The following is a 24,802-nucleotide window of genomic DNA, read 5'->3' as shown; positions in this document are numbered from 1 at the left end:
CCGCCAGTCCCGCCCTCCCCCTCCCCACGGTCACCGGCGCCCTGCGTGCCGTCGAGGCCGTCCTCCTGCGCGGCGGACAGCGCACCGCTCGTCGTAACGCCTGGACGTCGGTCCTGGAGGACCGCCGCCGCGCCAAGGACCGCCACGAGGCCGAGTACGTACTGGAGGCCGCGGCGACCCGGCACCCGCACGCCACGTAAACTTCGCTGTATGGCGAGGAAGGCAAACACAGACGGCGCTGCCGGCGCTGAGAACTCCGGGCGACTGAAGCAGATCGCCCTGACCTACAAGATGACCCGTCGGGTCGACTCCAAGGTCGGTCTTGTCGTCGCTGGTGTAGGCATCGTCGTATTCGGCGTTCTCCTTGCCATCGGCTTCGTGATCGGCCATCCCATCTATGCGGGAATCCTGGGCTTCGTCCTGGGCTTCCTCGCGATGGCGATCGTCTTCGGACGGCGTGCCGAGCGGGCCGCCTTCGGGCAGATGGAGGGCCAGCCCGGTGCGGCGGCCGCCGTGCTGGAGAACGTCGGCCGCGGCTGGACGGTCACCCCCGCGGTGGCCATGAACCGCAGCCAGGACGTGGTCCACCGCGCCGTCGGCAAGGCCGGCATCGTGCTGGTCGGCGAGGGCAACCCCAACCGCCTCCGCGGCCTGCTGGCTGCCGAGAAGAAGCGGATGGCGCGCACCGTCGCCGACGCCCCCGTCCACGACATCGTGGTGGGCGACGGCGAGGACCAGGTGCCGCTGAAGAAGCTCCGTACGACGCTGCTGAAGCTGCCGCGCGTACTCCCCGGTGCCCAGGTCACCGCCGTCAACGACCGGCTCCGTGCGCTGGGCGACCTGATGAGCAACATGCCCGTCCCGAAGGGCCCGATGCCGAAGGGCATGCGGATGCCCAAGGGCGGCGGCAAGGCGCGCTGACCACCACGGTCCGGCCGCAGCCGGACCGGCCCCTGATCACACGAAACGCCCCGGAATCCTGATTCCGGGGCGTTTCGTATGTTCCAGGGTGTTGTTCGTGCGATGCGATCGCAGCGGCTGCATACGGGAGCCACAGGCTCACCCGCGTACGTACCGCGGCCTCACGGACGGCGGCGTACGGCCGCGGCGCCGCACCGGCCGCGGGACCCGAGGGCCGTACCCCTCACAGACGGACCTGCACGGCGCGCGAGAGGCGATCGTGCAGCCCCCGCCCGTCCCGGTCCCAGACCACGGCGGGGATGACCACGACGAGCAGCAGCGTGCGGACCACGACCCGCGGGAAGGTGAGCCGGCCGCCGCCCTCGGCGACCACCCGCAGGCCCAGCAGCCGCTTACCCGGCGTGAAGCCGACCGTGCCGACCGTCAGCACGCTGAGCACCGCGAAGACCAGCAGCGCCCAGTTGCTCGCCGACTGTGCCCGGCCGCCGCTGAGCAAGCCGTATGCGATGAGCAGGCACAGCGCCCAGTCGAGGAAGAGCGCGGCGAACCGCCGGCCGGGGCGCGCGATCGAGCCCGGCCCCTCCTTCGGCAGCCCGAGCTGCTGCCCACGGTATCCGAAGGCGACACCCATGTCCTCGGCTGCCGCGCGGGGCCCGGAGATCCACGATCCGATTGCATGCCTGTTGTCCACCCGACCACGGTACTGCGACCGTCCGCGGGCGATTCCTGGAGGGCCGCCCCGGGAGGGCCCGGAGGCCGTACGGGCCGGGCGCGGGGGCGGCTCGGGGCGGCCCGGGAGCGGCGGGCCGGGCCCGGCGGACGGGCGGAGAAGACGGCACTCCGACCGGTCCGGAATGCCCCGTCATGGCGCACACTGGGGGTGAAGAGCGGCCGCGCGCCGGTTAACCTGCGCGAAACAAATGGGTCATGCTTGGGAAATCCCGCCTGCCTATGGTCGGGCAACGCGCCACCGCACATGGTCGCGTTCCGAGTAGCAATCCCGCGTCCGCCGACCGGTGACCGGGCTAGGAGGAGTTGGATGTTCCAGAACGCCGACGAGGCCAAGAAGTTCATCGCGGACGAGGACGTCAAGTTCGTCGACGTCCGATTCTGCGACCTGCCCGGTGTGATGCAGCACTTCACGATCCCGGCAGCGGCGTTCGACCCGGCCGAGGAGCTCGCCTTCGACGGCTCGTCGATCCGCGGATTCCAGGCGATCCACGAGTCCGACATGGCGCTGCGCGCGGACCTGTCGACAGCCCGGGTGGATCCCTTCCGCCGGGACAAGACCGTCAACATCAACTTCTTCATCCACGACCCGATCACGGGCGAGCAGTACAGCCGCGACCCGCGCAACATCGCCAAGAAGGCCGAGGCCTACCTCGCCTCCACCGGCATCGCGGACACCGCGTTCTTCGGTCCGGAGGCCGAGTTCTACGTCTTCGACAGCGTCCGCTTCGAGACCTCGTCGAACCAGTCCTTCTACCACATCGACTCCGAGGCCGGCGCCTGGAACACCGGGTCGGAGGAGAACAACCGCGGCTACAAGGTCCGCTACAAGGGCGGCTACTTCCCGGCCCCGCCGGTCGACCACTTCGCCGACCTGCGCGCCGAGATCTCCCTGGAGCTGGACAAGGCCGGCCTGCAGGTCGAGCGCCAGCACCACGAGGTCGGCACCGCCGGCCAGGCCGAGATCAACTACAAGTTCAACACGCTGCTCGCCGCGGCCGACGACCTGATGCTGTTCAAGTACATCGTCAAGAACGTCGCCTGGCGCAACGGCAAGACCGCGACCTTCATGCCCAAGCCGATCTTCGGTGACAACGGCTCCGGCATGCACGTCCACCAGTCGCTGTGGCAGGGCGGCGCGCCGCTCTTCTACGACGAGCAGGGCTACGCGGGCCTCTCGGACACCGCCCGCTACTACATCGGCGGCATTCTCAAGCACGCCCCGTCGCTGCTGGCCTTCACCAACCCGACGGTGAACTCCTACCACCGCCTGGTCCCCGGCTTCGAGGCCCCGGTCAACCTGGTCTACTCGCAGCGCAACCGCTCCGCGGCCATGCGTATCCCGATCACGGGCTCGAACCCCAAGGCCAAGCGCGTCGAGTTCCGCGCCCCGGACCCGTCCTCGAACCCGTACCTCGCGTTCTCCGCCCTCCTCCTCGCGGGCCTGGACGGCGTCAAGAACAAGATCGAGCCGGCCGAGCCGATCGACAAGGACCTCTACGAGCTCGCCCCCGAGGAGCACGCGGGCGTCCCCCAGGTCCCCACCTCCCTCCCGGCCGTCCTCGACGCCCTCGAGGCCGACAACGAGTACCTCCAGCAGGGCGGCGTCTTCACCGCCGACCTGATCGAGACCTGGATCGACTACAAGCGCGCCAACGAAATCGCCCCGATCCAGCTCCGTCCGCACCCGCACGAGTTCGAGCTGTACTTCGACATCTAAGATCGCCGCAGGTCAGAGCGGGCTTCCGCTCCCCTGGGCCGTCTGTGGGCCGTCGGCCGTGTTCTTCCGGTCTCGGAAGGCGCGGCCGACGGCCTTTTCTGTGGGTGTCTTCAAGCTGCGGCCGGCACCGTTCCGTCGCCGCCATCGACCTCCGCGTCCGTGAACGCAGCGTCGTCCGAGTGCCCGAGGTACTCCGCGAGTGCCTTGATGTTCTCTCTCGCGTCCAGCAGTACCGATGCGTAGTAGTGCGGCAGTCATTGGGAGCTGCACCTCCGCCTCCGGCCCCAACAGCAGGCGCGAGAGCCGCCGCGGGCTCATGAGCGCCTCGCGTACCGCCGGCACGTCGTCCTGCTGCCGCTCATCTTCCACGAGCACGGACTGACCGAGTAGGTCTCCGAGTGGCAGGCGCAGGGTGCGCGCGAGTTCCGCGAGCGTGTCGATACGTGGCGGCTTCCTTCGACCGGTCTCAATCTTCGCAAGCCAGTCACTGCTGCGACCGACCAGACCGGCCAGCACTGGTTGCGTGTAGCCGCGGCACTTCCGGTAGAACGCGGTCTGTTCGCCGATGCTGAGGTGATCTCCGAGACCACGCATTACGTGCTGCCTCCTGCTAGTTGAAGGGGCCCGCCTCACGGTACGGAGCCGGCTACACGGCGGGGAGTCGGCCTTGAGTCCGCTCCGACACCGATACGAGGGTGAGAGCGAGTAAGAAGGGTCCGCACGGATTGTGCGGCGTAAGCGGCTGGCCGTCGCGGCGTCGATCGAGGATGCCTATTCAGCGCAGATCGACATAACGATCTGCTGAGCAGCTGTTACGTATCGGATTCACCCAGACGGCGCATCTGCTTTGGACGGGATCCAGTCCGACAGTGAAGCTCGTCGCATGCTCGAAGCCAGGGTTCTTCGCATCTTCATCGGATCACCAGGCGACATCTCAGATGATAAAAGCGTGGTGAGGGAGTGCATTAATAACTGGAACTCTTATCACGCACCGAATCGCGGAATCGTATTCCTGCCGGTAACCGGGGAAGACGTATCGCCAGATTCGAGATCCCCAGCTCAGAGATTGATTAACGCAAAGGCCATCGCGCACTGCGACGCACTAATCGCGCCCTTCTGGACAAGCATTGGAACCCGCACAAAAGACGCCATCTCTGGCACAGTAAACGAAATCGAAGAATTCCAGAAAGATAACAAGAGAGCGGCTATCTTTTTTTGCCATAAAGACGTCCCCACGAACCGTACAGCCGGATCCAATATTGTACGACGCTTCGAGAGGAAATTGCACTCAGTGGATTCCGGGCTCACCTCTACCTATAAGATCCCCGACACTCTCAGGCAAAAAGTGGACGCACTACTCGTCGACATCGCCAACGAGGCATCATAGAGCGCGCGATTCCGCTTACCGACCACCGCCCATAGACACACAGCATCCCGCCCATTCGGGCCACCTCTGGACCGTCTGAGGACCACCGAGAGCAACTAACGACGACCAACGAGAACCGCTCCCATACTGCTCAGCATGCCGACGAAGCCGAACACCCAAGGTTGCCGATTCCCTGCATCAATGCTTTCGACATCTAGAAAGTAAAGCTCGAACTCGGCAGCCGACGGAAAAGCTCAAAGCGGTTTCCTCCACTCGGGTGGAGGAAACCGCTCGTCTTCTCTCGCGAGCCCACTGTTTAGACATCCAGAGCCAAGCCGGATTCCCTTTGTGGCCCAGGCTGCAGATCCTATACGCGTCTGACTCGCCCGCTGAGGTCCTAGTTCCTGCATGCGCTGGAGAGCGGTATCGGCCGAGGCGTCTACTCGTTAGCCGTGACTGATTGCCGACGGTCTTTTGCCGAACCTGGACCGTCAACGCGACACGGACGCTATCCCACGTCGCGGGTCGGCTCGGTCTCGAACGCCATGAGCGTCATCCCTGTGACGTGGATGACGGCGTTCCACTCGTCCTGGGTCAAGTCCGGGAATTCCTCCAGTACACAGCTGGGAACAGGACAGCCATCAGCGCTCAGCACTACCTTCGCGAAGGCCAACCCCGAGCGACTGAGGCACAAGCGCGGCCCTTGGCCGTCCCCGGTGTGCAGGACCGCAATGCGCTGAGCGGCGTCCTTGTTGTCGGGTGTCTCCGACGCGAAGTTCAGGAGCGCGGTCCGCAATTGCGCAGTGAGTTCGTCCTGGTGCAGGTCAGCGCGTTCCGAAATGGCAGCCATTGCCTGGCAGAACTGCTCTCTCGCTACCGACCGGGGCGGCCGCGGGGTGACCTGCGGAGGTTGACCGGCGACGTCGCTTACAGGCTGGGGCTCCGATTGAAGCCCCATGAAGATGAGCTTGGAAACCAGCAGTACGGCCTCCCACTCCTCCTGGCTCAGAGTCGGGAAACTCTCCTGCACCTGAGGCGGAAGGTCGCTCTGGTCTGCGTACAAGAGCACGTCCGGCAGCTCTGCGTCATAGTCCGCAAGCCGAAGACCGAGGCTTCGTCCCCAGGGGTGGTCCTCAGCACCAACGGTGACCAGTTCGACGCGCGATCGCTCGCCCAGCGCCTCCGAAGCCAGTTCGCGCAACGCGGTGGTGACTGCCGCACTGAGGTCGGCCTCGTTTACGTCACCCCTTTCGCCGACACACAGCAGGGCATCGCGCAGGCGTCCGCGCGGCGATGACGGATTCATCGTCTCCTCCTACGGCCGCCGCCTGAGTCGAGCGGCTGGACGGTCGTCTTCTCCACGTACTTGTTGAACTCATCGATCTTGTCCGCCGGTACCGCATAGCGACCTGGCTCGTTAGTCGGCTTGATCTCGTACTGTTTCAGCCAGGCCAACACCTCTGGCTTACAGTGAAACTCCATTTTGTGGGTGTAATTCTTACTCTTGCCCAGCGTGCCGGGGTTGACCTTGCCGGTCTGGGCGATCCACTTTGGCTGCCGTTCGTGGCCGGGCCTCGGGACAAGGCCCCCGTTCGGCTTCACTGCGGCGCTCGCCTTCGCTTCCGCCTCGCTGCCGTAGCGTTCGATGATGACCGGGCACTTCTTCTTCGCCAGGCCGAGGGGGTCGATCTCGGCGAAGGGATTGTCGACATAGCCGTGTGGGTCGGGGGCGGGCCCGAGGCCGAGCGGATCGGGGCTGAGATATCGGCCGGTGAGTGAGTCGTAATAACGGAACAGGTTGTAGTGCAGGCCGCTCTCACGGTCGTGGTACTGACCTGGGAAGCCGAGACTGCACTCCACCGCAGTCTGGCGGGGATCGGAGGGACGCGGTGTTCCCCACAGCGTGGACCTGGAATGCCAGGCAATCGCACCGTCTTCACCGACAAGCTCCGTGGGTGTGCCGACCAGGTCAGTGATGATGGAGTAGAACCGCTCGTCGAATTCCTCCTGCGCCGGCTCGGATACGCCGGCGGTTCGGTCTACCTGGGTCAGGACGCGGTAGCCGACAGGATCCCACTCCCAGCTGGTGACCTGGACACCAGCCGGTCCTGGACCGCTACGCAGCTCCTCAGCAAGAACGGTCCCGTCCCAGGTGAACGTGGTCTGCTCCACCACAGTGGTTGTGTCGCCGCTCAGCCTCTGCTTGGCGATGCGGCGCCCGAGGGGATCGTAGTGATAACGCCAGATGGTGCCGTCCGGGAGGGTGACCGTGGTGAGGCGGTCGTCTGCGTCCCAGGAATAGTGCCAGCTGCGGGTACCGCCGGAGAGCAGCCTGCGGCATTGCTTGATGACCCGCCCCTGGCCGTCGTACTCATAGCTGGTGCGACCTGCCTGGCGGAGCAGAGTGCCGTCGTACGACCTTGTCCCCACGGTGTCGTTCAGGCTCGCCTGCCCCACGGCCTGAACTCCGGTGTAGGCCAGGTTGCCCGCAGCGTCATAGGCATAGGTCTCGGACCAGTTGTATCCCGAGACGCTGGTGACCCGCCCCACCGGATCAAGATCGAAGGCACGCGTCCCCAGCATGGTGTCCGTGAAACCGAGCAGCTGATCGTCCGGGCGGTAGGCGAAGGTGCGGTGTCGTAGAGCAGTCTCAGGTATGTCGGCACCAGAGGGCGCCGACATACCTGAGAGGGTCTGGGCCGTCATACGGTTGGCCGGATCCCAGGTCTGGGAGAGGACCGCCGCGCCGAGATTGCGGCAGACCTCCCGACCGGCGAGGTCGTGGCCGAACCTGACCTCTCGCCCAGCGCTGACCAGCGTTGCCGGCCGACCGGCCGCATCGTAGGTCCACCGGCTCTCTACACCGCTGGGGGTACGACGCAAGGTGCGCCGGCCCAGGTCGTCGTAGCCGAACTCGACGACCGCCAAGCCCTGTTGCTCCGTCAGCAAATGACCTGCTGGGTCGTACGTGAAAGCCAGGTCCGTGACGCCGTTCGCCGCGTACAGCAGACGGCCCTCGGCGTCGTAGTGGAATCGCGCTCCGCCGGCCTGCGTGGCCTCTCGAACAACACGGTCGAGCAGATCGCGGGTGTAGCGCACGGTCTGGCCCGCACCGTTGGTTCGCGACGTCAGCCGGCCGGCCACATCATGGGTGTAGCTGATGTGCCGTCCGTTGAAGTCGGTCTCCTGCACGACCCGGCCCAGCGAGTCGTAGGTGTAGCGCCACAGTTTTCCCTGAGGGTTGGTGACGGAGATGAGCCGCAGCTCAGCGTCGTGGGCGAAGGTGAACCTGGCACCGTCAGGGCCCGTACGGGCGGAGACCCGGTCAAAACACGTGTACTCGAAGGAGGTGGTTCCGCCAGCCGCATCGACGTGCTGGAGCAGGTTCTCCTCGGCGTCGTAGGACCACCGCTCGGTGTGACCGTCGGGCCGCATGCACCAGGCCGGCTGCCCTTCCAGCGTCCAGCCGTACGCCGTCACCGCGCCCATCGGATCGGTCACCAGCCGGGGGCGGCCGAAGGCGTTGGTGATGCGCGTTGTAGACAGCGGTCATCCGCGAGCCATCGGGGCGGGTGACCGCGGTGGCGTTGCCCGCCTCGTCGTACTCCATCGTGACCGTACGGCCCAGCGGGTCCGTACGCCGCAGCAGTCGGCCGTACCGGTCCCATTCGAAGGTGGTGACCGCGCCCGAGGGATCGGTCTCCCTTGTCGTCCGACCATGCTTGTTGAGCTGGTAGACAGTGACCTGGCCCAGTGCATCGGTTACCCGGGTGCAGCGCCTCGTCGTCGTACACGAAGACGGCATCGAGAAAGCCACCCTCGCCGCGGGTCTCGATACAGCGCCCAGCCGCGTCGTAGAGGTAGCCGTACCGATGCCGATTGCGGTCGGTCCAGGAGGTGATCCGGCCGTCCTGGTCATACGTGAAGCGCATCGGTACACCGGACGAGTTGGTGACCTCGGTGAGATTCCCGTTGCCGTCATAGGCGAATGCCGTCAGCAGCAGTCCCGCCTCGGAGTCGCCCTCGGCCTCCGCACCACCGGTTGGCGCGGCGGCTAGTGCCATCGCGTCCGAACTTGTCGCACCCAGAAGACGCAGCCCGGTTATCCGTAGCCCTGCGGTCTCGACTCGGATCCGGTATCCGCCGCTGTGCCAGACCTCGCTGGGGGTACCGTCGTCGGAATAGTCGATGTCGATCTGATTCCCGTGCCGGTCGGTGACGGCCGTCAGCGGGAGCTGTGAGGCGCTCGCCCCTCTCAGCTCACCCGTAACGTTGGCCGGCTTGGCAAAGTGCCAGGAGCGTCCCTCTTGTGGGTCGCTGATGCGGAGTCCACCGGGTGTTTCCGGATCCCAGCTGAGCGGCCAACGAGGGCCCTCGACGGGGAAGACCGGCTCATCACGTCCGGGCACCGGGTAGACCAAGAGCATGCCGTCCTCGGTCGCGAAGACGGCACCTTCGTCGTCGAGTTCGAGGCGCTGGTCGAGGGTCGAGGACCACGACCGGCCGAACCATCCGCCGCAGCGGTACGAGGACACATGCGTTCGCGCTAGCAGTAGCGGCAGAACAGCCGGCAGGCTGACGTCCTCTTGAGCCAGGACCATCTCACCCGAGGCGATGTCGATCGGGTCGCTTCGACAGTTGCGGTCGTCCGCTGGGGTGCTGGTTTTGTGCGGTTCTGCTGCCCCGTTCCGCAGGGGCGATTTCGGTGCGCCCCTTCCCGGATTCTTGCCGCCGGCGCGGCTACCCGTCCCGCCGATGCCACCCCCCGGCGCCTTGGGGTCCTTCTTGTCGCCCTTGCCGATGCCTGTGAAGTGGTCGGCCAGCTTACGGTCGTTGTCCTGATGGTTCTTGGCCATCTGCTTCACACCACGGGTCATGTTGTCGTCGAGGTGCTTGGCGGTCTTCTTGACACCGTCCTCGATGCCGTCGATGACCTTGTCCAACATCGCGTTAGCCGCGTCAGCGATGGCGTCCTTGCCACGGGTACGCCCGTGGTGACTTCTGGCCCGGCCGATCTTCCCGCCGGCCTTGTTGCGGAAGGTGCCGCCTGCGCTCTGCAGGCCCGTCACGACGCGGTCGTGCTCATCCGGATCGAAACTGAACCCTCCGCCGGCGCCTCCACCGCCTCCACCCCCACTGCCGCCGCCGGCACTGAGGAGTTCCATCGGGTTGGCCGCGGCCGATTTCGCGGAGTCCTTGGCGTCCTGCACTCCCTGATGGAAGCCGTCCTTGCCGGCCTTGGCGGTCTGCCCCAGGTCCACTCCGTCCTTGGCTCCGAGGGCGTTGGCGCCGATCTGGACGACCAGGTCGCCAACCATTGCGCCCAGGGCCTCCTCGACGGGCGTCAGGGCGATGCTGATGACCTGTTCAGCGACCTGCTGGCACACCTCCTTGAAGAGGCGCTTGACGATTACGCGGGTCGCCTGGGTCGCGGCCAGCGCACCGACTTCGGAAAGACCCAGCGTGAACGGTGCCGCCGCCTGCGCGGCGATCACTTCTGCAGCGAGAATGCCCAGTTGGACAATCGCGCCGATCTTCGCGCCCTCGATGAGGACCGCCACACCATCCATGGCAGTGGCCGCCATGCGGCCGCACTCCGCCAGATTCTTGAGGTGAGTGCCATTGATCTTGCTCCAGTGAGCGTTGAGCGCCTCGACAGCCAACGAGCCACCCGCTGACCCCACCAATCCCTGGATGGCCATGTGAGCTTCGTTGGCACCGTGGTCGATGTCGTCGGCGAACTCCCGCATAGCGTCGGCCATGTCCCGGTAGTCGTCCTCGTCGACGTTCGGCCATGAGACACCGATGATGTCGAGTACTTCGTCCGCCCAGCCAGGCAGCACTACACCCACGTAAAAACACTCCCCCGTTGACCATCTCTCAGATGAGAAATACTTCCATCTGAGCCAACGGCCCCTCAAGCGCCCTATGAGCCCTCGCCTGGCGGGTTCCCCGCGAACGTCATCGCCTAGTCGTGCGTATGCCGGTCGTGATCGGAAGCGCACCAGGCGCTCCGCCTCGCCCACGAGTACACCGGTCGTGCACCCACACAGCCTTCAGCCGGTATCTGCGCAGGTCAGAGCACTTCTCGTGCTGCACTTCGACATCTAAGATCGCCGCAGGTCAGAGCGGGCTTCCGCTCCCCTGGGCCGTCTTCTGGGCCTCAAGCGGCGGCAGGTCCTCGAATCGCCGTAACACCAGTCGTTCAAGGTCGGCAGCTCCTCTGAATTGAGAGGCCCCGACGCTGGTCGTCTGCCGGTGGGGGCGGGACAGGCGGCGGGACATGGGAGTGATGAACGGCCACGGGATGTGCGCTTCGGTGGGGAAGCTTGCGCATGGGCCTAGGTGGGCGTGTGAGGCAGCTCACGCCTGAGGGCTGCATAGCTGGACGTGGGTCAGTGCCTTTGTAGGGGTGTAGGCGAGTGATCGAGGGGAGGGACGGCGTTGATGGGGCAGGTGCGGGCCGATGCGTTCGACCGGTTCGTCGCGGCTCGTTGGTCGGCACTGCTTCACCTGGCGCATCTGCTCACCGGTGGAGATCGGCATCGGGCCGAGGATCTGCTGCAGGAGGCGCTGGTCAAGCTGTGGTTTGCATGGCCGAGGGTGGCCGAGCAGGCGCCGGAGGCGTACGTGCGCCGGGTGCTGGCGCGTGCGGCGGCTCGCTCGGCGCGACGTCGCTGGTGGGGCGAGCGTCCGGTGGAACGGTTGCCGGAGCTTCCCGAGGCCGGCGATGTGGCCGCTGCCGTGGAGGAACGGACCCGGTTGGAGGCCGCGCTGGCATTGCTGCCGGTGCGGCAGCGCGCCGCGGTGGTACTGCGCTATTACCAGGACTTGTCCGAGGTGCAGGTTGCGGAGGCGCTGGGCTGCCCGGTGGGCACCGCCCGGTCCCTCACGTCACGGGGCGTGACGCGGTTGCGGCAGCTCCTGGGTGACGCCGTCGAGCCGGTGAAGTGAAAGGAGACATCATGGAAGACTTCGAACACGAACTCGCGCGGATGATGCGCGATACCCAGGCAAACACCCCCTTTGAGGATCAGCACCGGCAGCGGCTGCAGGCTGGAGTCCGTGCCCGTCGGCGCGCTCGGACGGTCTGGATGGCCACCGGCTCGGCGCTGACGATCGCCGGGCTCGGCGTCGGGCTGGAAGTCCTGCCGAGCGCTTCCGCTCAAGGCGGGCCCACCATTCCTCATCACCAACCCACCGCGACGACTGCACCGGTGCCCGTTCCGCCCCGCACCTGCACGACCGCGCCGGTCCTCGTTCCGCCCCGCACCTGCACGACCGTGTCGGTCCCGATTCCGACGCGCACCTCAACGACCGTGCCGGTCCCGATCCCCACCCGCACCTGCACGGCCACGCCGGCCCCGATCCCGACTCACACCTCAACGACCAAGTAGCGCCGACCAAGGTTCGGGCCATAGGAGCCGCCGGCCCCACGCGAGCGCTGCGCCGCACTGCTGCTGGAGCTTCGAATCGACCGGCACGACCGCCCGCCGACCAGCAGAGCCGCGAGCCGACAGCGGCAACAACAACGCTGCCACGGTGCCTGTTTGACCCACCGCAATCACGCAGAGCCGTTTATCTCACAGGCAATCAGCCACTGAGATAGTCCGCCGACGAGGGTGCCAACCAAGAGATCGCCATGCGATGCCGCTGTCGAAGACGTGCCCGGCACCACGATCTCCATGACATCGAGGCGCATCCAGATCGTCAGAAATCGCGGGCGATCGGTCCGCGAAGACACCCGTGCTCGACCCGGCTCTTCCCCGTGCGCCGTGCGCGACCCATTACTTCAGGCACTGAATGACCGCACTCCGGCGAGCCGCCGTCAACGGGTGCTCCGACCGCCGAGGTGGCAGCAACCCGGCGGGCAAGGACAGCCGGGAATCAGTGAATCAGTGCACACACCTGTCAACTTGCGAGATTAAGGGCGATTGAACGTGCCTACCGTATTCGTCAGAGTTTTCAAAACGCCCGGACTTCGCAAGAAGATACTTTTCACGCTGGGAATCATGCTTCTCTACCGGTTGGGGCAGAACGTTCCGGTCCCTGGGGTGAATTACCGGAGCCTTACGCAGTGCATCAAGGAGAGTTCCGGCGACGGCGGCCTCTTCAGCCTGATCAACATGTTCAGTGGAGGTGCGCTACTGCAACTCACCATCTTCGCCCTGGGGATCACGCCGTACATCACGGCGAGCATCATTCTTCAACTGCTGACGGTGGTCGTTCCGCGCCTGGAGGCGCTGAAGAAGGAGGGCCAGGCGGGTACCGCGAAGATCACCCAGTACACCCGGTACCTGACGCTGGGCCTGGCGGTGCTTCAGGGCGCCGCCCTGATAGCCAAAGTCCAAAGCGGTGGGCTCTTCGGCACCTGCCAGGTCCGCGCCCAGATCGTCCCGGACACCTCGATCCTCCGGACCTCCGTCATGGTCATCACCATGACCGCCGGCACCGCCGTAGCGATGTGGCTCGGCGAGCTCATCACCGACCGCGGCATCGGCAACGGCATGTCCATCCTGATGTTCACCTCCCTCGCCGCCGGCTTTCCGGCCAACCTGTGGGGGATCAAGAAGTCGGGTGACATCCTGGGCGGCTGGGGCGAGTTCGCCATGGTGATCGCGGTCGGCCTCTGCATGGTGTGCCTCGTGGTCTTCGTCGAGCAGGCGCAGCGCCGGATCCCGGTCCAGTACGCAAAACGAATGATCGGCCGCCGTTCCTACGGTGGCACTTCGACCTACATCCCGCTGAAGGTGAACCAGGCGGGTGTAGTTCCCGTCATCTTCGCCTCATCGGTGCTCTCCGTTCCCAGTCTGATCGATCTGGGCGGTAACTCGGCGTCAGGATGGACCCGGTGGATCGCCACCAATATTGCCAGGGGTGACCAACCGATCCATCTGACGCTCTACTTCCTGCTGATCGTTTTCTTCGCCTTCTTCTACGTCGCGATCTCCTTCACCCCCAAAGAAACCGCCGACAACATGACGAAGCACGGCGGGTTCATCCCCGGTATCCGGGCCGGCCGGCCCACGGCTGACTACCTGGGCTACGTGCTCAACCGGATCACCTGGCCGGGAGCGCTCTACCTGGGGCTGATCGCCCTTGTGCCCACAGCGGCACTGGTGCTGTTCAACGGCAGCAATTTCCCGTTCGGCGGCACGAGCATCCTCATCATCGTGAGTGTCGGATTGGAGACCGTGAAGCAGATCGAGAGTCAGCTCCAGCAGCGCAATTACGAAGGGTTCCTGCGCTGACACGCATTGTCTTGGCTGGACGGGACGGCCACCAGCGCTCAGCACCACGGTCGCGAAGGCCCCGGGGGGGAGTCCACGGAGCAGGTGGCCAGGGACGGAGAAGGCAGCCGGGGGCCGGGGCTGCGCGGGCCCGCTCAGGTGCCGGTGCAGGCGGGGCACAGACCCCAGTAGGTCACCTCTGCCTCGCGGATGGTGAAGCCGAAGCGCTCGGAGGTGGGGAGGGCGGCCAGTGGGTCGCCGGTGGGGTGGACGTCGCGGATGGCTCCGCAGTGGGAGCAGACCAAGTGGTGGTGCGGGTGGTGGGCGTTCGGGTCGTAGCGCTTGGCGCGGCCGTCGGTGGCCACCTCGACGACCTCGCCGAGCGAGACGAGTTCGCCGAGGGTGTTGTAGACCGTCGCGCGAGAGATCTCCGGCAGCCGGGCGGTGGCTCGGGCGAGCACCTCGTCCGCGGTGAAGTGAACATGCTCGCCGTCGAGCACCTCGGCGACGACCCGGCGCTGCGCGGTCATCCGCCAGCCCCGTCCGCGAAGCCGTTCCAGCAGGTCACTCATGCCCCACCAGCCTAACTGTGCACCGCTTGACAAAGAATCCGTACGGACCTCGTTGTCGTATTGACTTGGATTGAGTCCATCGTAGGATCGGATCCAGCGGGAGCCAAGGGATCGGGCAACAGCGGGAACGAGCACATGACGGTTCAGGAGACGCACGCATCCGCTCGGATTCGAGGGACGCGTCGTGTCGTCGTTCGAGGGACGCGTCGTGTCGTCGCTGACGGCGGCGGCGCGGTCGGCGAGGCCCCTGCCCGAGCACATCGACCACCGTGGCTTCCCGAGCTACGGGGCCGAGGGCATCCACGGGAGCCCGTGTCCCGGCCGTTCCCCCGCCCGCAGTTCCTGAGCACCGTGATCCGCCTGGCCCGGAAGGATTCCCATGCCTGAGAACCAAGATGCATCCGCCGTTGACACACCGACGGAGCAGGGAGGCTGCCCGGTCGCGCACGGGCGCGCCCCGCACCCGACGCAGGGCGGTGGAAACCGCCAGTGGTGGCCGGATCGGCTCAACCTGAAGATCCTCGCCAAGAACCCGGCGGTGGCGAACCCGCTGGGTGAGGAGTTCGACTACGCCGAGGCCTTCCGCTCCCTCGACCTCGCGGCCGTGAAGCGGGACATCGCGGAGGTGCTGACCACCTCGCAGGACTGGTGGCCGGCCGACTTCGGCAACTACGGCCCGCTCATGATCCGTATGGCCTGGCACAGCGCCGGTACCTACCGGATCAGCGACGGCCGCGGTGGCGCCGGCGCCGGTCAGCAGCGCTTCGCGCCGCTCAACAGCTGGCCGGACAACGTCAGCCTCGACAAGGCCCGCCGTCTGTTGTGGCCGGTCAAGAAGAAGTACGGCCAGAACATCTCCTGGGCCGACCTCATGATCCTCACCGGCAACGTGGCGCTGGAGACGATGGGCTTCAAGACCTACGGCTTCGCCGGCGGTCGCGAGGATGTGTGGGAGCCCGAGGAGGACGTGTACTGGGGTCCGGAGACCGAGTGGCTCGGCGACGCGCGCTACACCGGCGACCGCGAGCTGGAGAACCCGCTCGGAGCGGTGCAGATGGGCCTCATCTACGTCAACCCCGAGGGTCCCAACGGCAACCCGGACCCGATCGCCGCGGCCCGCGACATCCGTGAGACGTTCCGCCGCATGGCGATGAACGACGAGGAGACCGTCGCCCTCATCGCCGGCGGCCACACCTTCGGCAAGACCCACGGCGCGGGTCCGGCGGACAACGTCGGCGCCGACCCCGAGGCCGCCCCGATGGAGCAGGTGGGCCTGGGCTGGAAGAGCACGCACGGCACGGGCGTGGGCGGCGACGCCATCACCAGTGGTCTGGAGGTGACCTGGACCGGCACGCCGACGCAGTGGAGCAACGGGTTCTTCCAGAACCTGTTCGGCTACGAGTGGGAGCTCACCAAGAGCCCGGCCGGCGCCCACCAGTGGGTGGCCAAGGACGGCGCGGGTGCGGGCACCATCCCCGACGCGCACGACCCGTCGAAGAGCCACGCGCCGACGATGCTCACCACCGACCTGGCGCTGCGCCTCGACCCGGTCTACGAGCCGATCTCGCGGCGCTTCCACGAGAACCCCGAGGAGTTCGCGGACGCCTTCGCCCGCGCCTGGTTCAAGCTGACCCACCGCGACATGGGCCCGGTCGTGCGCTACCTCGGCCCGGAGGTCCCGTCCGAGACGCTGCTGTGGCAGGACCCGCTGCCGGAGCGCACGTACGAGCTGGTCGACGCCGCGGACATCGCCTCCCTCAAGGAGCAGGTCCTCGGCTCGGACCTCACGGTCGCGCAGCTCGTGTCCGCGGCCTGGGCGTCGGCCGCCTCCTTCCGCGGCAGCGACAAGCGCGGCGGCGCCAACGGTGCCCGCGTCCGCCTGGAGCCGCAGCGCAACTGGGAGGTCAACAACCCGGACGACCTCGCGCAGGTGCTGCGTACGCTCGAAGGCGTCCAGGAGTCCTTCAACTCCGCACAGACCGGCGGCAAGCAGGTCTCGCTGGCCGACCTGATCGTGCTCGCGGGCGGTGCGGCCGTCGAGAAGGCGGCCAGGGACGCCGGCCTCGACATCGAGGTGCCGTTCGCGCCGGGCCGGGTGGACGCGGCACAGGAGCAGACGGACGTGGAGTCGTTCGCGGCGATGGAGCCGGCCGCCGACGGCTTCCGCAACTACGTCGGCAAGGGCAACCGCCTGCCGGCCGAGTACCTGCTGCTCGACAAGGCGAACCTGCTGACGCTGAGCGCGCCCGAGCTGACGGTCCTCGTCGGTGGCCTGCGCGTCCTCGGCGCCAACCACGCCCAGGCGAAGCACGGGGTCCTCACCGACAAGCCGGGCACGTTGACCAACGACTTCTTCGTCAACCTGCTCGACATGGGCACGACGTGGAAGTCGACGTCCGAGGCACAGGCCGAGTTCGAGGGCCGCGACGCCACCGGGGCGGTCCGGTGGACCGGCACCCGCGCCGACCTCGTCTTCGCCTCGAACTCCGAGCTGCGCGCGCTCGCCGAGGTCTACGCGAGCGATGACGCGAAGGAGAAGTTCGTGCACGACTTCGTCGCGGCATGGGACAAGGTGATGAACCTGGACCGGTTCGACCTCGCCTGATCATGACGTCCGGGCCGGAGCCGTTTGCCGCTCCGCCCGGGACGTCGGTGGCCGTCGGCCGTGTGCTTCCGCTCTCGGGAGGGAGGACGCGGCCGGCGGCCTTTTGCGCGATCCGTACGATCCGGAACCGTCGGCGGATTCTCCGTCCTGTGGCGCTCACCGGTCCGTCCGCCCGGTGAGCGCGACCGGGCCAGGCTGCCGGAAAGCCCGGCCGGGCGGGGCGCCCGTCGGGCCCGTTCGAGGCAGACTGGCGTCATGCCTGAATTGCCGGAGGTGGAATCGCTGGCCCGGTTGCTGGACGAGCGGCTGGCCGGGCGGGCCGTGGGCCGGGTGCATGCGGTCGCCGTCCATGCGCTCAAGACCTACGACCCGCCGCTGACCGCGCTCGAAGGGCGGTCGTTCGGCGAGGTGCGCCGGCACGGGAAGTTTCTGGACCTGCGGGTCGGGGAGCTGCATCTGGTCCTGCACCTCGGCCGGGCGGGGTGGGTGCGGTGGAGCGACAAGCTGCCGGCGGTGCCGCCGCGGCCCGGGAAGGGGCCGCTGGCGCTGCGGGTGCGGCTCGGGGAGCCCGACGACGGGTCGGGGTTCGAGGTGACCGAGGCCGGCAGCCAGAAGCATCTGGCGGTGTACGTCGTGCGGGATCCGCAGGAGGTGGCGGGGGTGGCGCGGCTCGGGCCGGACCCGCTGGCGGAGGGCTTCACCCTGGAGGTCTTCGGTGGGCTGCTGGACGGGGAGCGCCGGCAGATCAAGGGCGTCCTGCGCGACCAGAGCGTGCTGGCCGGGATCGGGAACGCCTACTCGGACGAGATCCTGCACACGGCCCGGTTGTCGCCGTTCAAGCCGGCGGGCGCGCTCGGTGCGGACGAGGTGGCCCGGCTGTACGAGGCGATCGGCGCGACGCTCGGCGAGGCGGTCGAACGGGCCCGTGGCACGGCTTTCAAGGACCTCAAGAGCGAGAAGAAGAGCGGGCTGCGGGTGCACGGGCGGAAGGGGGAGGCCTGTCCGGTGTGCGGGGACACCATCCGCGAGGTGTCGTTCAGCGATTCGTCGCTCCAGTACTGCCCCACGTGCCAGACCGGGGGCAAGATCCTCGCGGACCGGCGGCTGTCCCGGCTGTTGAAGTAGGTCCGGCAGTAGGGGTGGGAGCAGGTGACGTGGGTGGAGCAGGGGCAGCCGCCGGTGCCGGAGGGGGTCAGGCCGCGGACGGTCCGGTGGACAGCAGGTCCCGCAGTTCGGTCACCGCCTCACGCAGCCGGTCGGCGAACGTCCGCATCTGGTCGGCCACCGGCCGCGGGGTGCTCAGGTAGAGGTGGAAGCGGTCGGGCAGCAGGACGTAGGCGACGCCGATGCAGCGGCTGCTGGTGGAGCCGAAGCCGAAGTACTGGATGTGGGTGGACGGCGCGGAGCTGGTGCTCAGGTAGTCGTCGCGCATCGTCAGCCAGCCCGGCGTCCGGTAGAGAGCGGGCTGTTCGGTCACGCCCAGCTCCGCCCCGCGCCGCCGCTGGATCAGCTCCAGCTCCCAGAGGTGCTGCTCGGGCGCCTGGCCGGTCTGGCACTCCTTGGCGCGGGCCACGTGCTGGGCGGCCGCGGCGTGGAAGGCGGCCCGGCGGGTGTCCGCGGAGGCCGCCGGGTCCTCCATCGCGGCGACGAACTCCTGGATCTCCGGGGTGACCACCCGCATCGCCTCGGTCCGGCCGTAACGGTACTGCCGGGTGGCGATCGACTCGTAGGTGGCGCCCAGGTGGCCCTTGGCGCGCTGGTGAGCCAGTTGGTAGGCGAGCTGGACGAAGGCGTCGGGTGAGGCGCCCAGCGCCTTGGCGGTGGTGCTGCCGAAGTCGTCGAAGGAGACGGTCCGGGTGGCGGTGTTCGCGCCGTACGCGGCGAAGGCGTCCGCTGCGGAGCGCACCTGGTCCCGGAGGGCGTCGTCCAGCTCGAAGACCAGCGGCTCCACCGCCGGGAGTCCCTGGGAGCGGGCGCCGGAGCGCCGGGAGTGTTCCTCGGCGGGGGTGCTGAGCAGGGCGTCGGTGAATCCGAGGATGGTGGTCCCGTCGAGTTCGCAGTGCTCCACGTTGATGCCGGCCCGGCCGTCGGCGAAGACGATCAGGGACACCGCCTTGTCGAACCAGCGGTTGCCGCGGTCGCCGTACAGCAGCTGGTCGCAGGCGTCCTGGACGTCCGCGGGGGCGAAGTCCTCCAGGCAGACGCAGAACAGTGCGGTCTCGATGTCGTCCAGGGCGGCCGCGTTACGGGGGTGGGTGCGCAGGGTCTCGCGGGCGGCGGCCCATTCGGCGCGGGCCATGGTGGTGAGGTGGCCCACCGAGGTGTCCGGCGCGGGCGGCTCGGCGCCGGCCTTCAGGACGGCGCGCAGCCCCGCTTCGAGGTCGTCGAGGCTGTGCGGGTCACCGTCCGCGCCGAGCACCTCCATCCGGAACATGGCGCCACGGTGGAACACCACGATGTGCCGGGCGTCGGACGGGCCGGGCCACTCGTCGCTGTAGGGGCTGCGGACGGTGTCCTGCCGCGCCCCGGGAATGCGGGTGGTGGAGAAGAGGTAGGCGTTCTGGACCATCGACTGGGCCTGGCCGCGCTGGACGACGGGCGGAATGAGGTCCTGGTCGAGTTGGCGCTTGTAGCCGACGGCGCCGGCGATCAGCCCGGCCGCCCGCGCCACCTGGGACCGCGGCTCGTCGGAGCCGGCGTCCTGGAAGAGGAAGAAGAAGTTGGCGTTCAGGGCGATGCGGTCCCGGCGGCCCAGGTAGCGGTAGGGCCAGAAGGTGTCGAGCCAGCTGTGGACGCCCGCCGTGGCGTCGTACTCCTCCAGCGCCGCGTGCAGCGCCCGGCCGGGGCCGCCGGGCCGGAGGAAGGCGGCCACCTCCGCCTCGGTCGCCGCCCGCTCGTCGGCGGTCAGCAGCGGCGCGCACCAGGCGAGGAACCGCTCACAGCTCGCCTCCAGTGTGGGCAGCGGCACCCGCGGCAGGGTCTCCTCCCGGGCGAAGGTCGTCATGGCTGCGTTCTCCTGACGGGTATTCAATTCGGCTCTCTCGATTCGGATCGTGGCATCTGCGGTTCGGATCGTGGCATGTGCGGTGTCGATTGCTGCGGTACCGCATCGTCGCCCGCCCGGCGTGCTCCGTCGTGGAGCGCCGGGCGGGGAAGGGGTGTGGCGGCGGCTGCGTCCCGGCCGTCCGCCGGGGCGCAGCCGCCTCGGGGTGTCACCAGCCGGAGATGCCCCGGGGAGCTGTCCGGTGAGCTTGGCCCTAATCCAGCAGCCGGTCGCCGCGGACCGCCCGGCCCTCGGCGGCCAGATGTGCCGGCAGCACCCGGCCGAAGAGCTGCCGGGTCCGGGCCACGCTCCCGATGACGCCGGGGCGCCGGCTGTAGGCGAAGATCGCGGAGTGCCGGGCGGTCTCGCCCCGTACGGGACTCACCCGGTGCAGCGCGTAGCGGCCCTTGAAGAGCTGCAGGTCACCGGGGTGCAGCGGGAGGCGCCGGATCAGCCGCTCGCCCCGGCCGTCGAGGACGTCGAGGACATCGCCGAAGTTCTCGTCGTCGGCGGAGCGGATGTTCGGGCAGTACTCGAAGACCCCGCCGGTCGGCGCCTGCTGGGTGAGCATGCTGACGGTGAACTCGTTGGTGTCGAAGTGCCAGGGGTGCTCCATGCCGGGTTCGACGACATTGAGGACCAGCCCGGAGAGCGGGTCCGCCAGCTCGTGCAGCCCGGGCAGGCCGAAGCAGCGGGCGATGAAGTCCTGAAAGGCCCGGTGGGAGTAGAGCCGGCTGAGGAGGGACGCCTCGGGGATGCGGTCCCGGGCGACGAAGGCGTTGCCGCGGCGGAAGGTCCGCCGTCCGGGGTGGCCCTCGGGCAGCCGGCTGTCCACCGGGATGTTGTAGACGTTGACCGTCTCGGTCTCGAAGTGCGCCTGGGGGGCGAGGGCCGCGCACTCCTCCCGCAGGACCTCCCGGAGCGCGGGGCGGATGAAGTCCGGCAGCACCGTGCAGCCGAGGGTATGCAGTTCCCTCCGGGCACGGGACATCACCGCCTGCCCCTCGGCGCCGTCGAGATCCGACAGGGGGTACCGGGCGGTGTCGACCACCTGGTCGAGCGTGATGGCTTGCAGAGTGCTCATTCGATCCTCTCCACGTGCGGGCAGACCGTCCCGAGCCGGATGCTCCCCGCCGGCCCGCGGTTTCATCCCGAGTGCCCCGACAAGGCAGCCGATGCGGTCCGCGCACCGACCGGTCCACACCCCGACCCATCGGTAACTCCACTGAGGAGCAACACAGTTGAAGCTCCCACAGCGTCGCGATGTTGTCTGTGACACGCCACACTGCACCGGGCGTGAGCAGCGGCGCACCGGGTCGGGAGGGGGCGCGGCCGGCAGGGCGGCGTCGGCTGCGTCACTGTTTTATGCAACTTGTTGCATAAGGCTCCCCGCTGGTCTACAACTGCTGTCACGACCACCGCGCCAGGAGGCCCCCATGAGCTCGTACCCGCACCTGATGAGCCCGCTCGACCTCGGGTTCACCACCCTGCCCAACCGGGTGCTGATGGGGTCGATGCACATCGGCCTGGAGGAGGCGGAGAACGGGTTCGCGCGGATGGCCGCCTTCTATGCCGCCCGTGCGCGCGGCGGCGTCGGCCTGATGGTGACCGGCGGGATCGCGCCGAACGACGCGGGACGGCCGTACGACGGCGGGGCCAAGCTCACCACCGAGGCGGAGGCGGCGCAGCACCGGACCGTGACCGACGCGGTACATGCCGCGGGCGGGCGGATCGCGATGCAGATCCTGCACTTCGGGCGGTACGCGTACCACCCCGACCTGGTCGCGCCCAGCGCGCTCCAGGCGCCCATCAGCCCCTTCGTGCCGAACGCCCTCACCGACGACGAGGTCGAGCAGACCGTCGAGGACTACGTACGGGCGGCGGAGCTGGCCAAGGCCGCCGGGTACGACGGGGTCGAGATCATGGGCTCGGAAGGCTATTTGATCAACGAGTTCATCGTCGGCGCGACCAACCACCGCACCGACCGCTGGGGCGGCTCGTACGAGAACCGGATGCGCTTCCCGCTGGAGATCGTCCGGCGTACCCGGGAGCGGGTCGGCACCGACTTCATCCTGATCTACCGGCTCTCGATGCTGGACCTCGTCCCGGGCGGCTCCAGCCTGGACGAGGTGATCACCCTCGCCCGGGAGATCGAGGCCGCCGGTGCCACGATCATCAACACCGGCATCGGCTGGCACGAGGCCCGGATCCCCACCATCGTGACCTCGGTGCCGCGCGGTGCCTACACCTGGGTGACCAAGCGGCTGATGGGCTCGGTCACCATCCCCCTGGTGACCAGCAACCGCATCAACACCCCCGAGGTGGCCGAGGAGCTGCTCGCCGACGGGCGGGCCGACATGGTGTCTCTGGCCCGGCCCTTCCTCGCCGACCCGGACTTCGTCGCCAAGGCCCGGGACGGCCGGTCCGACGCGATCAACACCTGCATCGGCTGCAACCAGGCCTGCCTCGACCACACCTTCAGCGGGAAGATCACGTCCTGCCTGGTCAATCCGCGGGCCTGCCACGAGACCGAGCTGGTGCTGGCCCCCACCCGGCTGCGCAAGCGGCTCGCGGTGGTCGGCGCCGGACCCGCCGGGCTCGCCTGTGCCGTCTCCGCCGCCGAACGCGGCCACGAGGTCACCCTGTTCGACGCCGGGGCCGAGATCGGCGGGCAGCTGAACATCGCCAAGCGGATCCCGGGCAAGGAGGAGTTCGACGAGACCCTGCGCTACTTCCGTACGCAGCTGGCGCAGCACGGCGTGGAGGTGCGGCTGAACACCGCCGTCACGGCCGGGGACCTCGGCGCCTACGACGAGGTCGTGGTCGCCACCGGCGTCACCCCGCGGACGCCGGAGATCGCGGGCATCGACCACCCGAGCGTGGTCAGCTACCTCGATGTGCTGCGGGACGGGGCGCCGGTCGGTGACCGGGTGGCCGTGATCGGGGCGGGCGGTATCGGCTTCGACGTCGCCGAGTTCCTGACCGACGCCGGCGACGCGGCGAGCCAGGACCCGGAGACCTACTTCCGGGCCTGGGGTGTGGACACGGCGTACGAGGAGCGCGGCGGGCTGCGGGCGCCCGAGCGCCCCAAGGCACCGCGCCAGGTGCATCTGCTCCAGCGCAAGACCTCCAAGGTCGGCGCCGGCCTCGGCAAGACCACCGGCTGGATCCACCGGACCGAGCTCCGGCACCGCGGGGTGACGATGGTCGCCGGGGCGACGTACGAGCGGATCGACGACGAGGGGCTGCACCTCACCGTCGACGGCACGGCCACCACGCTCCCCGTGGACACCGTCGTACTGTGCACCGGGCAGGAGCCGCGCCGGGACCTGTACGAGGAGCTGCGGGCACAGGGGCGCGCCGTGCATCTGATCGGCGGTGCGGACGTCGCCGCGGAACTGGACGCCAAGCGGGCCATCGCCCAGGGCACGGAGCTGGCCGCGGCGCTGTGACCTGGCCGCCTTCCCGGGGCGCGACGCCGTCGCCTTCCTAGGGCGGCACGCTGCGCGGCCGCCCTAGGATTCCCCCATGTCACTCCCGCACGCGATCCTCACCGCCCTGCTCGAAAAGCCGTCGTCGGGGCTGGAGCTGACCCGGAGGTTCGACCGGTCGATCGGCTACTTCTGGTCGGCCACGCATCAGCAGATCTATCGCGAGCTGGGCAAGCTGGAGCTGGCCGGATACATCCGGGCGCTGCCCGCCGAGCAGCCGTCCCGCGGGCAGAAGAAGCAGTTCGCGGTGCTGCCCGCGGGACGCACCGAACTGACCCGGTGGGCCTCCGCCGAGCAGGAGTCCAAGCCCATCCGGGACGCGCTGCTGCTGCGGCTGCGGGCGTCGGCAGTGGTGGGGCGGGCCGGGCTCGACGAGGAGCTGCGGCGGCATCTGGCGCTGCACCGGCGGCGGTTGGCGGAGTACCGGGAGATCGAGGACCGCGACTTCGGAGCCGCGACGGATCCCGAGGACCGGCTGCGGCGGCTGGTGCTGCGGGCCGGGATCGGCCTGGAGACGTTCTGGGTGGACTGGCTGGCGGAGGCGCTGGCGGAGGTGGTGGACATGGATGCCGCCGAGGCCCCGGAAGACCGGCCGGGCGGGTGAGGCTCCGGGCGGGACCTCCAAGTGGGGTGGGCCTCCGGGGCGTGGATGTGGGGCGGCCGGCCCCGGGGAAGTCCCGGGGCCGGCCGCCCTGTTGGTTGGTGTGCGCGGGGGGGGCGTCAGCAGTGGTCGTAGAGGAGAGCGCGCACCAGGCGGCAGGTGGTGTCGGACGGGGTGTGGACCCCGATGTCGGCCGCGGTGCGGCGGATCGTGCGGTTGGGGGCCTGCTCGGGGCGGTAGACGCCGGTGTCGAGCAGGGCTATGGCCAGCCGCATGGCCTTCAGGCGGCGGTTGTGCGATTCGTACCGCTCGCGCGGCCATCCGGCGGGCAGCGGCTTCTTGGGCAGTGGGTGGGCCGGGAGAGGCTTCGTCATGAGTGTGGCAGCGGCCATCGGCGACCTCCTGGAGCGTGGATGAACCCTCACTGACTGGTTCCCATTCTACTGGCCCCCACTGACAAAAGCCCCTGGCCAGGGGGCATTTGAGGAGCGGAGGAGGGGGTCGGGAAGGGGGCGGAGGAGGGG

19 protein-coding genes and 2 pseudogenes are annotated in these 24,802 nt (G+C 68.3%); 11 read left to right on the top strand and 10 right to left on the bottom strand.

All coding sequences use genetic code 11. The annotated features are described in order from the left end of the window. Positions 1–200: SCO2195 family GlnR-regulated protein (locus EST54_RS34485; RefSeq protein WP_129250278.1), on the top strand; the 200-nt coding region annotated here is incomplete at its 5' end. Positions 201–210: 10 nt separating this feature from the next. Then, positions 211–921: a DUF4191 domain-containing protein gene (locus EST54_RS26715; protein ID WP_129250277.1), complete on the top strand. Its 711-nt coding sequence runs from the start codon at positions 211–213 to the stop codon at positions 919–921. A gap of 223 nt (positions 922–1,144) precedes the next feature. Here the strand turns inward: EST54_RS26715 and EST54_RS26710 are convergent, their stop codons facing one another. Further along, entirely contained in the window at positions 1,145–1,612 is a 468-nt protein-coding gene (locus EST54_RS26710; protein ID WP_167511616.1) for an RDD family protein, read from the bottom strand. Between the two features lie 348 nt (positions 1,613–1,960). Between EST54_RS26710 and glnA the strand changes: the two genes are divergently transcribed. After that, complete coding sequence (gene glnA / locus EST54_RS26705) at positions 1,961–3,370, top strand: type I glutamate--ammonia ligase (protein WP_129250276.1); 1,410 nt, start codon at positions 1,961–1,963, stop codon at positions 3,368–3,370. Between the two features lie 173 nt (positions 3,371–3,543). Here the strand turns inward: glnA and EST54_RS35655 are convergent. Together EST54_RS35655 and EST54_RS35965 are read right to left on the bottom strand one after the other, a co-directional pair. Beyond that, positions 3,544–3,624, bottom strand: a pseudogene (locus EST54_RS35655) (integrase); the annotation flags it as partial. 157 nt (positions 3,625–3,781) lie between these two features. Next, a pseudogene (locus EST54_RS35965) lies at positions 3,782–3,964 on the bottom strand (helix-turn-helix domain-containing protein); the annotation flags it as partial. A 289-nt stretch (positions 3,965–4,253) separates the two neighbouring features. On the opposite strand from EST54_RS35965, the gene EST54_RS26690 reads away from it, so the two are divergent. Next, the gene (locus EST54_RS26690; RefSeq protein WP_129250275.1) at positions 4,254–4,757 is read left to right on the top strand and encodes a hypothetical protein; all 504 of its coding nucleotides are present in this window, start codon (positions 4,254–4,256) and stop codon (positions 4,755–4,757) included. 487 nt (positions 4,758–5,244) lie between these two features. Here EST54_RS26690 and EST54_RS26685 read toward each other — a convergent pair whose 3' ends face one another. From EST54_RS26685 to EST54_RS36365, 3 genes are read right to left on the bottom strand one after another with little or no spacing between them, the layout of a single operon-like run. Then, entirely contained in the window at positions 5,245–6,042 is a 798-nt protein-coding gene (locus EST54_RS26685) for a hypothetical protein (RefSeq protein ID WP_129250274.1), read from the bottom strand. Beyond that, entirely contained in the window at positions 6,039–8,237 is a 2,199-nt protein-coding gene (locus EST54_RS35645) for an RHS repeat-associated core domain-containing protein (RefSeq protein WP_244942622.1), read from the bottom strand. The genes EST54_RS26685 and EST54_RS35645 overlap by 4 nt, the downstream gene beginning before the upstream one ends. Then, positions 8,234–10,588, bottom strand: a complete 2,355-nt coding sequence (locus tag EST54_RS36365; protein WP_443742725.1) for a DUF6531 domain-containing protein — start codon at positions 10,586–10,588, stop codon at positions 8,234–8,236. Before EST54_RS36365 ends, EST54_RS35645 begins: the two co-directional genes overlap by 4 nt. Before the next feature lie 595 nt (positions 10,589–11,183). On the opposite strand from EST54_RS36365, the gene EST54_RS26675 reads away from it, so the two are divergent. The 3 genes from EST54_RS26675 (at position 11,184) to secY (ending at position 13,987) form a co-directional block, all read left to right on the top strand. Further along, the gene (locus tag EST54_RS26675) at positions 11,184–11,690 is read left to right on the top strand and encodes a SigE family RNA polymerase sigma factor (RefSeq protein ID WP_129250273.1); all 507 of its coding nucleotides are present in this window, start codon (positions 11,184–11,186) and stop codon (positions 11,688–11,690) included. 11 nt (positions 11,691–11,701) lie between these two features. Continuing rightward, positions 11,702–12,133, top strand: a complete 432-nt coding sequence (locus EST54_RS26670; RefSeq protein WP_129250272.1) for a cellulase — start codon at positions 11,702–11,704, stop codon at positions 12,131–12,133. A gap of 543 nt (positions 12,134–12,676) precedes the next feature. Beyond that, on the top strand, positions 12,677–13,987 hold the full coding sequence (gene secY / locus EST54_RS26665; RefSeq protein WP_129250271.1) for a preprotein translocase subunit SecY: 1,311 nt from the start codon (positions 12,677–12,679) through the stop codon (positions 13,985–13,987). 134 nt (positions 13,988–14,121) lie between these two features. On the opposite strand, the gene EST54_RS26660 is transcribed toward secY, so the two are convergent. After that, positions 14,122–14,538 (bottom strand): Fur family transcriptional regulator, encoded by a 417-nt coding sequence (locus tag EST54_RS26660; RefSeq protein WP_129250270.1) that lies wholly within the window; start codon positions 14,536–14,538, stop codon positions 14,122–14,124. Positions 14,539–14,917: 379 nt separating this feature from the next. On the opposite strand from EST54_RS26660, the gene katG reads away from it, so the two are divergent. Next, the gene (gene katG, locus EST54_RS26655) at positions 14,918–17,143 is read left to right on the top strand and encodes a catalase/peroxidase HPI (RefSeq protein ID WP_129250269.1); all 2,226 of its coding nucleotides are present in this window, start codon (positions 14,918–14,920) and stop codon (positions 17,141–17,143) included. A gap of 255 nt (positions 17,144–17,398) precedes the next feature. Then, entirely contained in the window at positions 17,399–18,268 is an 870-nt protein-coding gene (locus EST54_RS26650) for an Fpg/Nei family DNA glycosylase (RefSeq protein ID WP_129250268.1), read from the top strand. Between the two features lie 67 nt (positions 18,269–18,335). Here the strand turns inward: EST54_RS26650 and EST54_RS26645 are convergent, their stop codons facing one another. Both EST54_RS26645 and EST54_RS26640 read right to left on the bottom strand, forming a co-directional pair. Then, positions 18,336–20,147: a choline/carnitine O-acyltransferase gene (locus EST54_RS26645; protein ID WP_174857526.1), complete on the bottom strand. Its 1,812-nt coding sequence runs from the start codon at positions 20,145–20,147 to the stop codon at positions 18,336–18,338. Positions 20,148–20,400: 253 nt separating this feature from the next. Continuing rightward, positions 20,401–21,270, bottom strand: coding sequence for a HalD/BesD family halogenase (locus EST54_RS26640; protein WP_129250266.1), 870 nt, complete (start codon positions 21,268–21,270; stop codon positions 20,401–20,403). A 352-nt stretch (positions 21,271–21,622) separates the two neighbouring features. Between EST54_RS26640 and EST54_RS26635 the strand changes: the two genes are divergently transcribed. Further along, positions 21,623–23,638 carry an NADPH-dependent 2,4-dienoyl-CoA reductase gene (locus EST54_RS26635; RefSeq protein ID WP_129250265.1) on the top strand — a complete coding sequence of 672 codons (2,016 nt, stop codon included), beginning with the start codon at positions 21,623–21,625 and terminating at the stop codon, positions 23,636–23,638. Between the two features lie 76 nt (positions 23,639–23,714). Then, positions 23,715–24,281, top strand: coding sequence for a PadR family transcriptional regulator (locus EST54_RS26630; protein ID WP_129250264.1), 567 nt, complete (start codon positions 23,715–23,717; stop codon positions 24,279–24,281). Between the two features lie 116 nt (positions 24,282–24,397). On the opposite strand, the gene EST54_RS26625 is transcribed toward EST54_RS26630, so the two are convergent. After that, positions 24,398–24,670 carry a hypothetical protein gene (locus EST54_RS26625; RefSeq protein ID WP_129250263.1) on the bottom strand — a complete coding sequence of 91 codons (273 nt, stop codon included), beginning with the start codon at positions 24,668–24,670 and terminating at the stop codon, positions 24,398–24,400. Positions 24,671–24,802 lie beyond the last annotated feature (132 nt).

Source organism: Streptomyces sioyaensis (assembly GCF_004122735.1).
In the GTDB taxonomy this organism is placed as follows: domain Bacteria; phylum Actinomycetota; class Actinomycetes; order Streptomycetales; family Streptomycetaceae; genus Streptomyces; species Streptomyces sioyaensis.
Note: the sequence above shows the minus strand (reverse complement) of the source record. Positions and strands in the feature narration are given on the sequence as shown.

Excerpts from the sequence above, each read along its gene's own strand:
- EST54_RS26715 (WP_129250277.1), top strand. The coding sequence starts at position 211 with ATGGCGAGGAAGGCAAACACAGACGGCGCTGCCGGCGCTGAGAACTCC.
- glnA (WP_129250276.1), top strand. The coding sequence starts at position 1,961 with ATGTTCCAGAACGCCGACGAGGCCAAGAAGTTCATCGCGGACGAGGAC.
- EST54_RS26690 (WP_129250275.1), top strand. The coding sequence starts at position 4,254 with ATGCTCGAAGCCAGGGTTCTTCGCATCTTCATCGGATCACCAGGCGAC.
- EST54_RS26685 (WP_129250274.1), bottom strand. The coding sequence starts at position 6,042 with ATGAATCCGTCATCGCCGCGCGGACGCCTGCGCGATGCCCTGCTGTGT.
- EST54_RS26675 (WP_129250273.1), top strand. The coding sequence starts at position 11,184 with ATGGGGCAGGTGCGGGCCGATGCGTTCGACCGGTTCGTCGCGGCTCGT.
- EST54_RS26670 (WP_129250272.1), top strand. The coding sequence starts at position 11,702 with ATGGAAGACTTCGAACACGAACTCGCGCGGATGATGCGCGATACCCAG.
- EST54_RS26660 (WP_129250270.1), bottom strand. The coding sequence starts at position 14,538 with ATGAGTGACCTGCTGGAACGGCTTCGCGGACGGGGCTGGCGGATGACC.
- katG (WP_129250269.1), top strand. The coding sequence starts at position 14,918 with ATGCCTGAGAACCAAGATGCATCCGCCGTTGACACACCGACGGAGCAG.
- EST54_RS26650 (WP_129250268.1), top strand. The coding sequence starts at position 17,399 with ATGCCTGAATTGCCGGAGGTGGAATCGCTGGCCCGGTTGCTGGACGAG.
- EST54_RS26645 (WP_174857526.1), bottom strand. The coding sequence starts at position 20,147 with ATGACGACCTTCGCCCGGGAGGAGACCCTGCCGCGGGTGCCGCTGCCC.
- EST54_RS26640 (WP_129250266.1), bottom strand. The coding sequence starts at position 21,270 with ATGAGCACTCTGCAAGCCATCACGCTCGACCAGGTGGTCGACACCGCC.
- EST54_RS26635 (WP_129250265.1), top strand. The coding sequence starts at position 21,623 with ATGAGCTCGTACCCGCACCTGATGAGCCCGCTCGACCTCGGGTTCACC.
- EST54_RS26630 (WP_129250264.1), top strand. The coding sequence starts at position 23,715 with ATGTCACTCCCGCACGCGATCCTCACCGCCCTGCTCGAAAAGCCGTCG.
- EST54_RS26625 (WP_129250263.1), bottom strand. The coding sequence starts at position 24,670 with ATGGCCGCTGCCACACTCATGACGAAGCCTCTCCCGGCCCACCCACTG.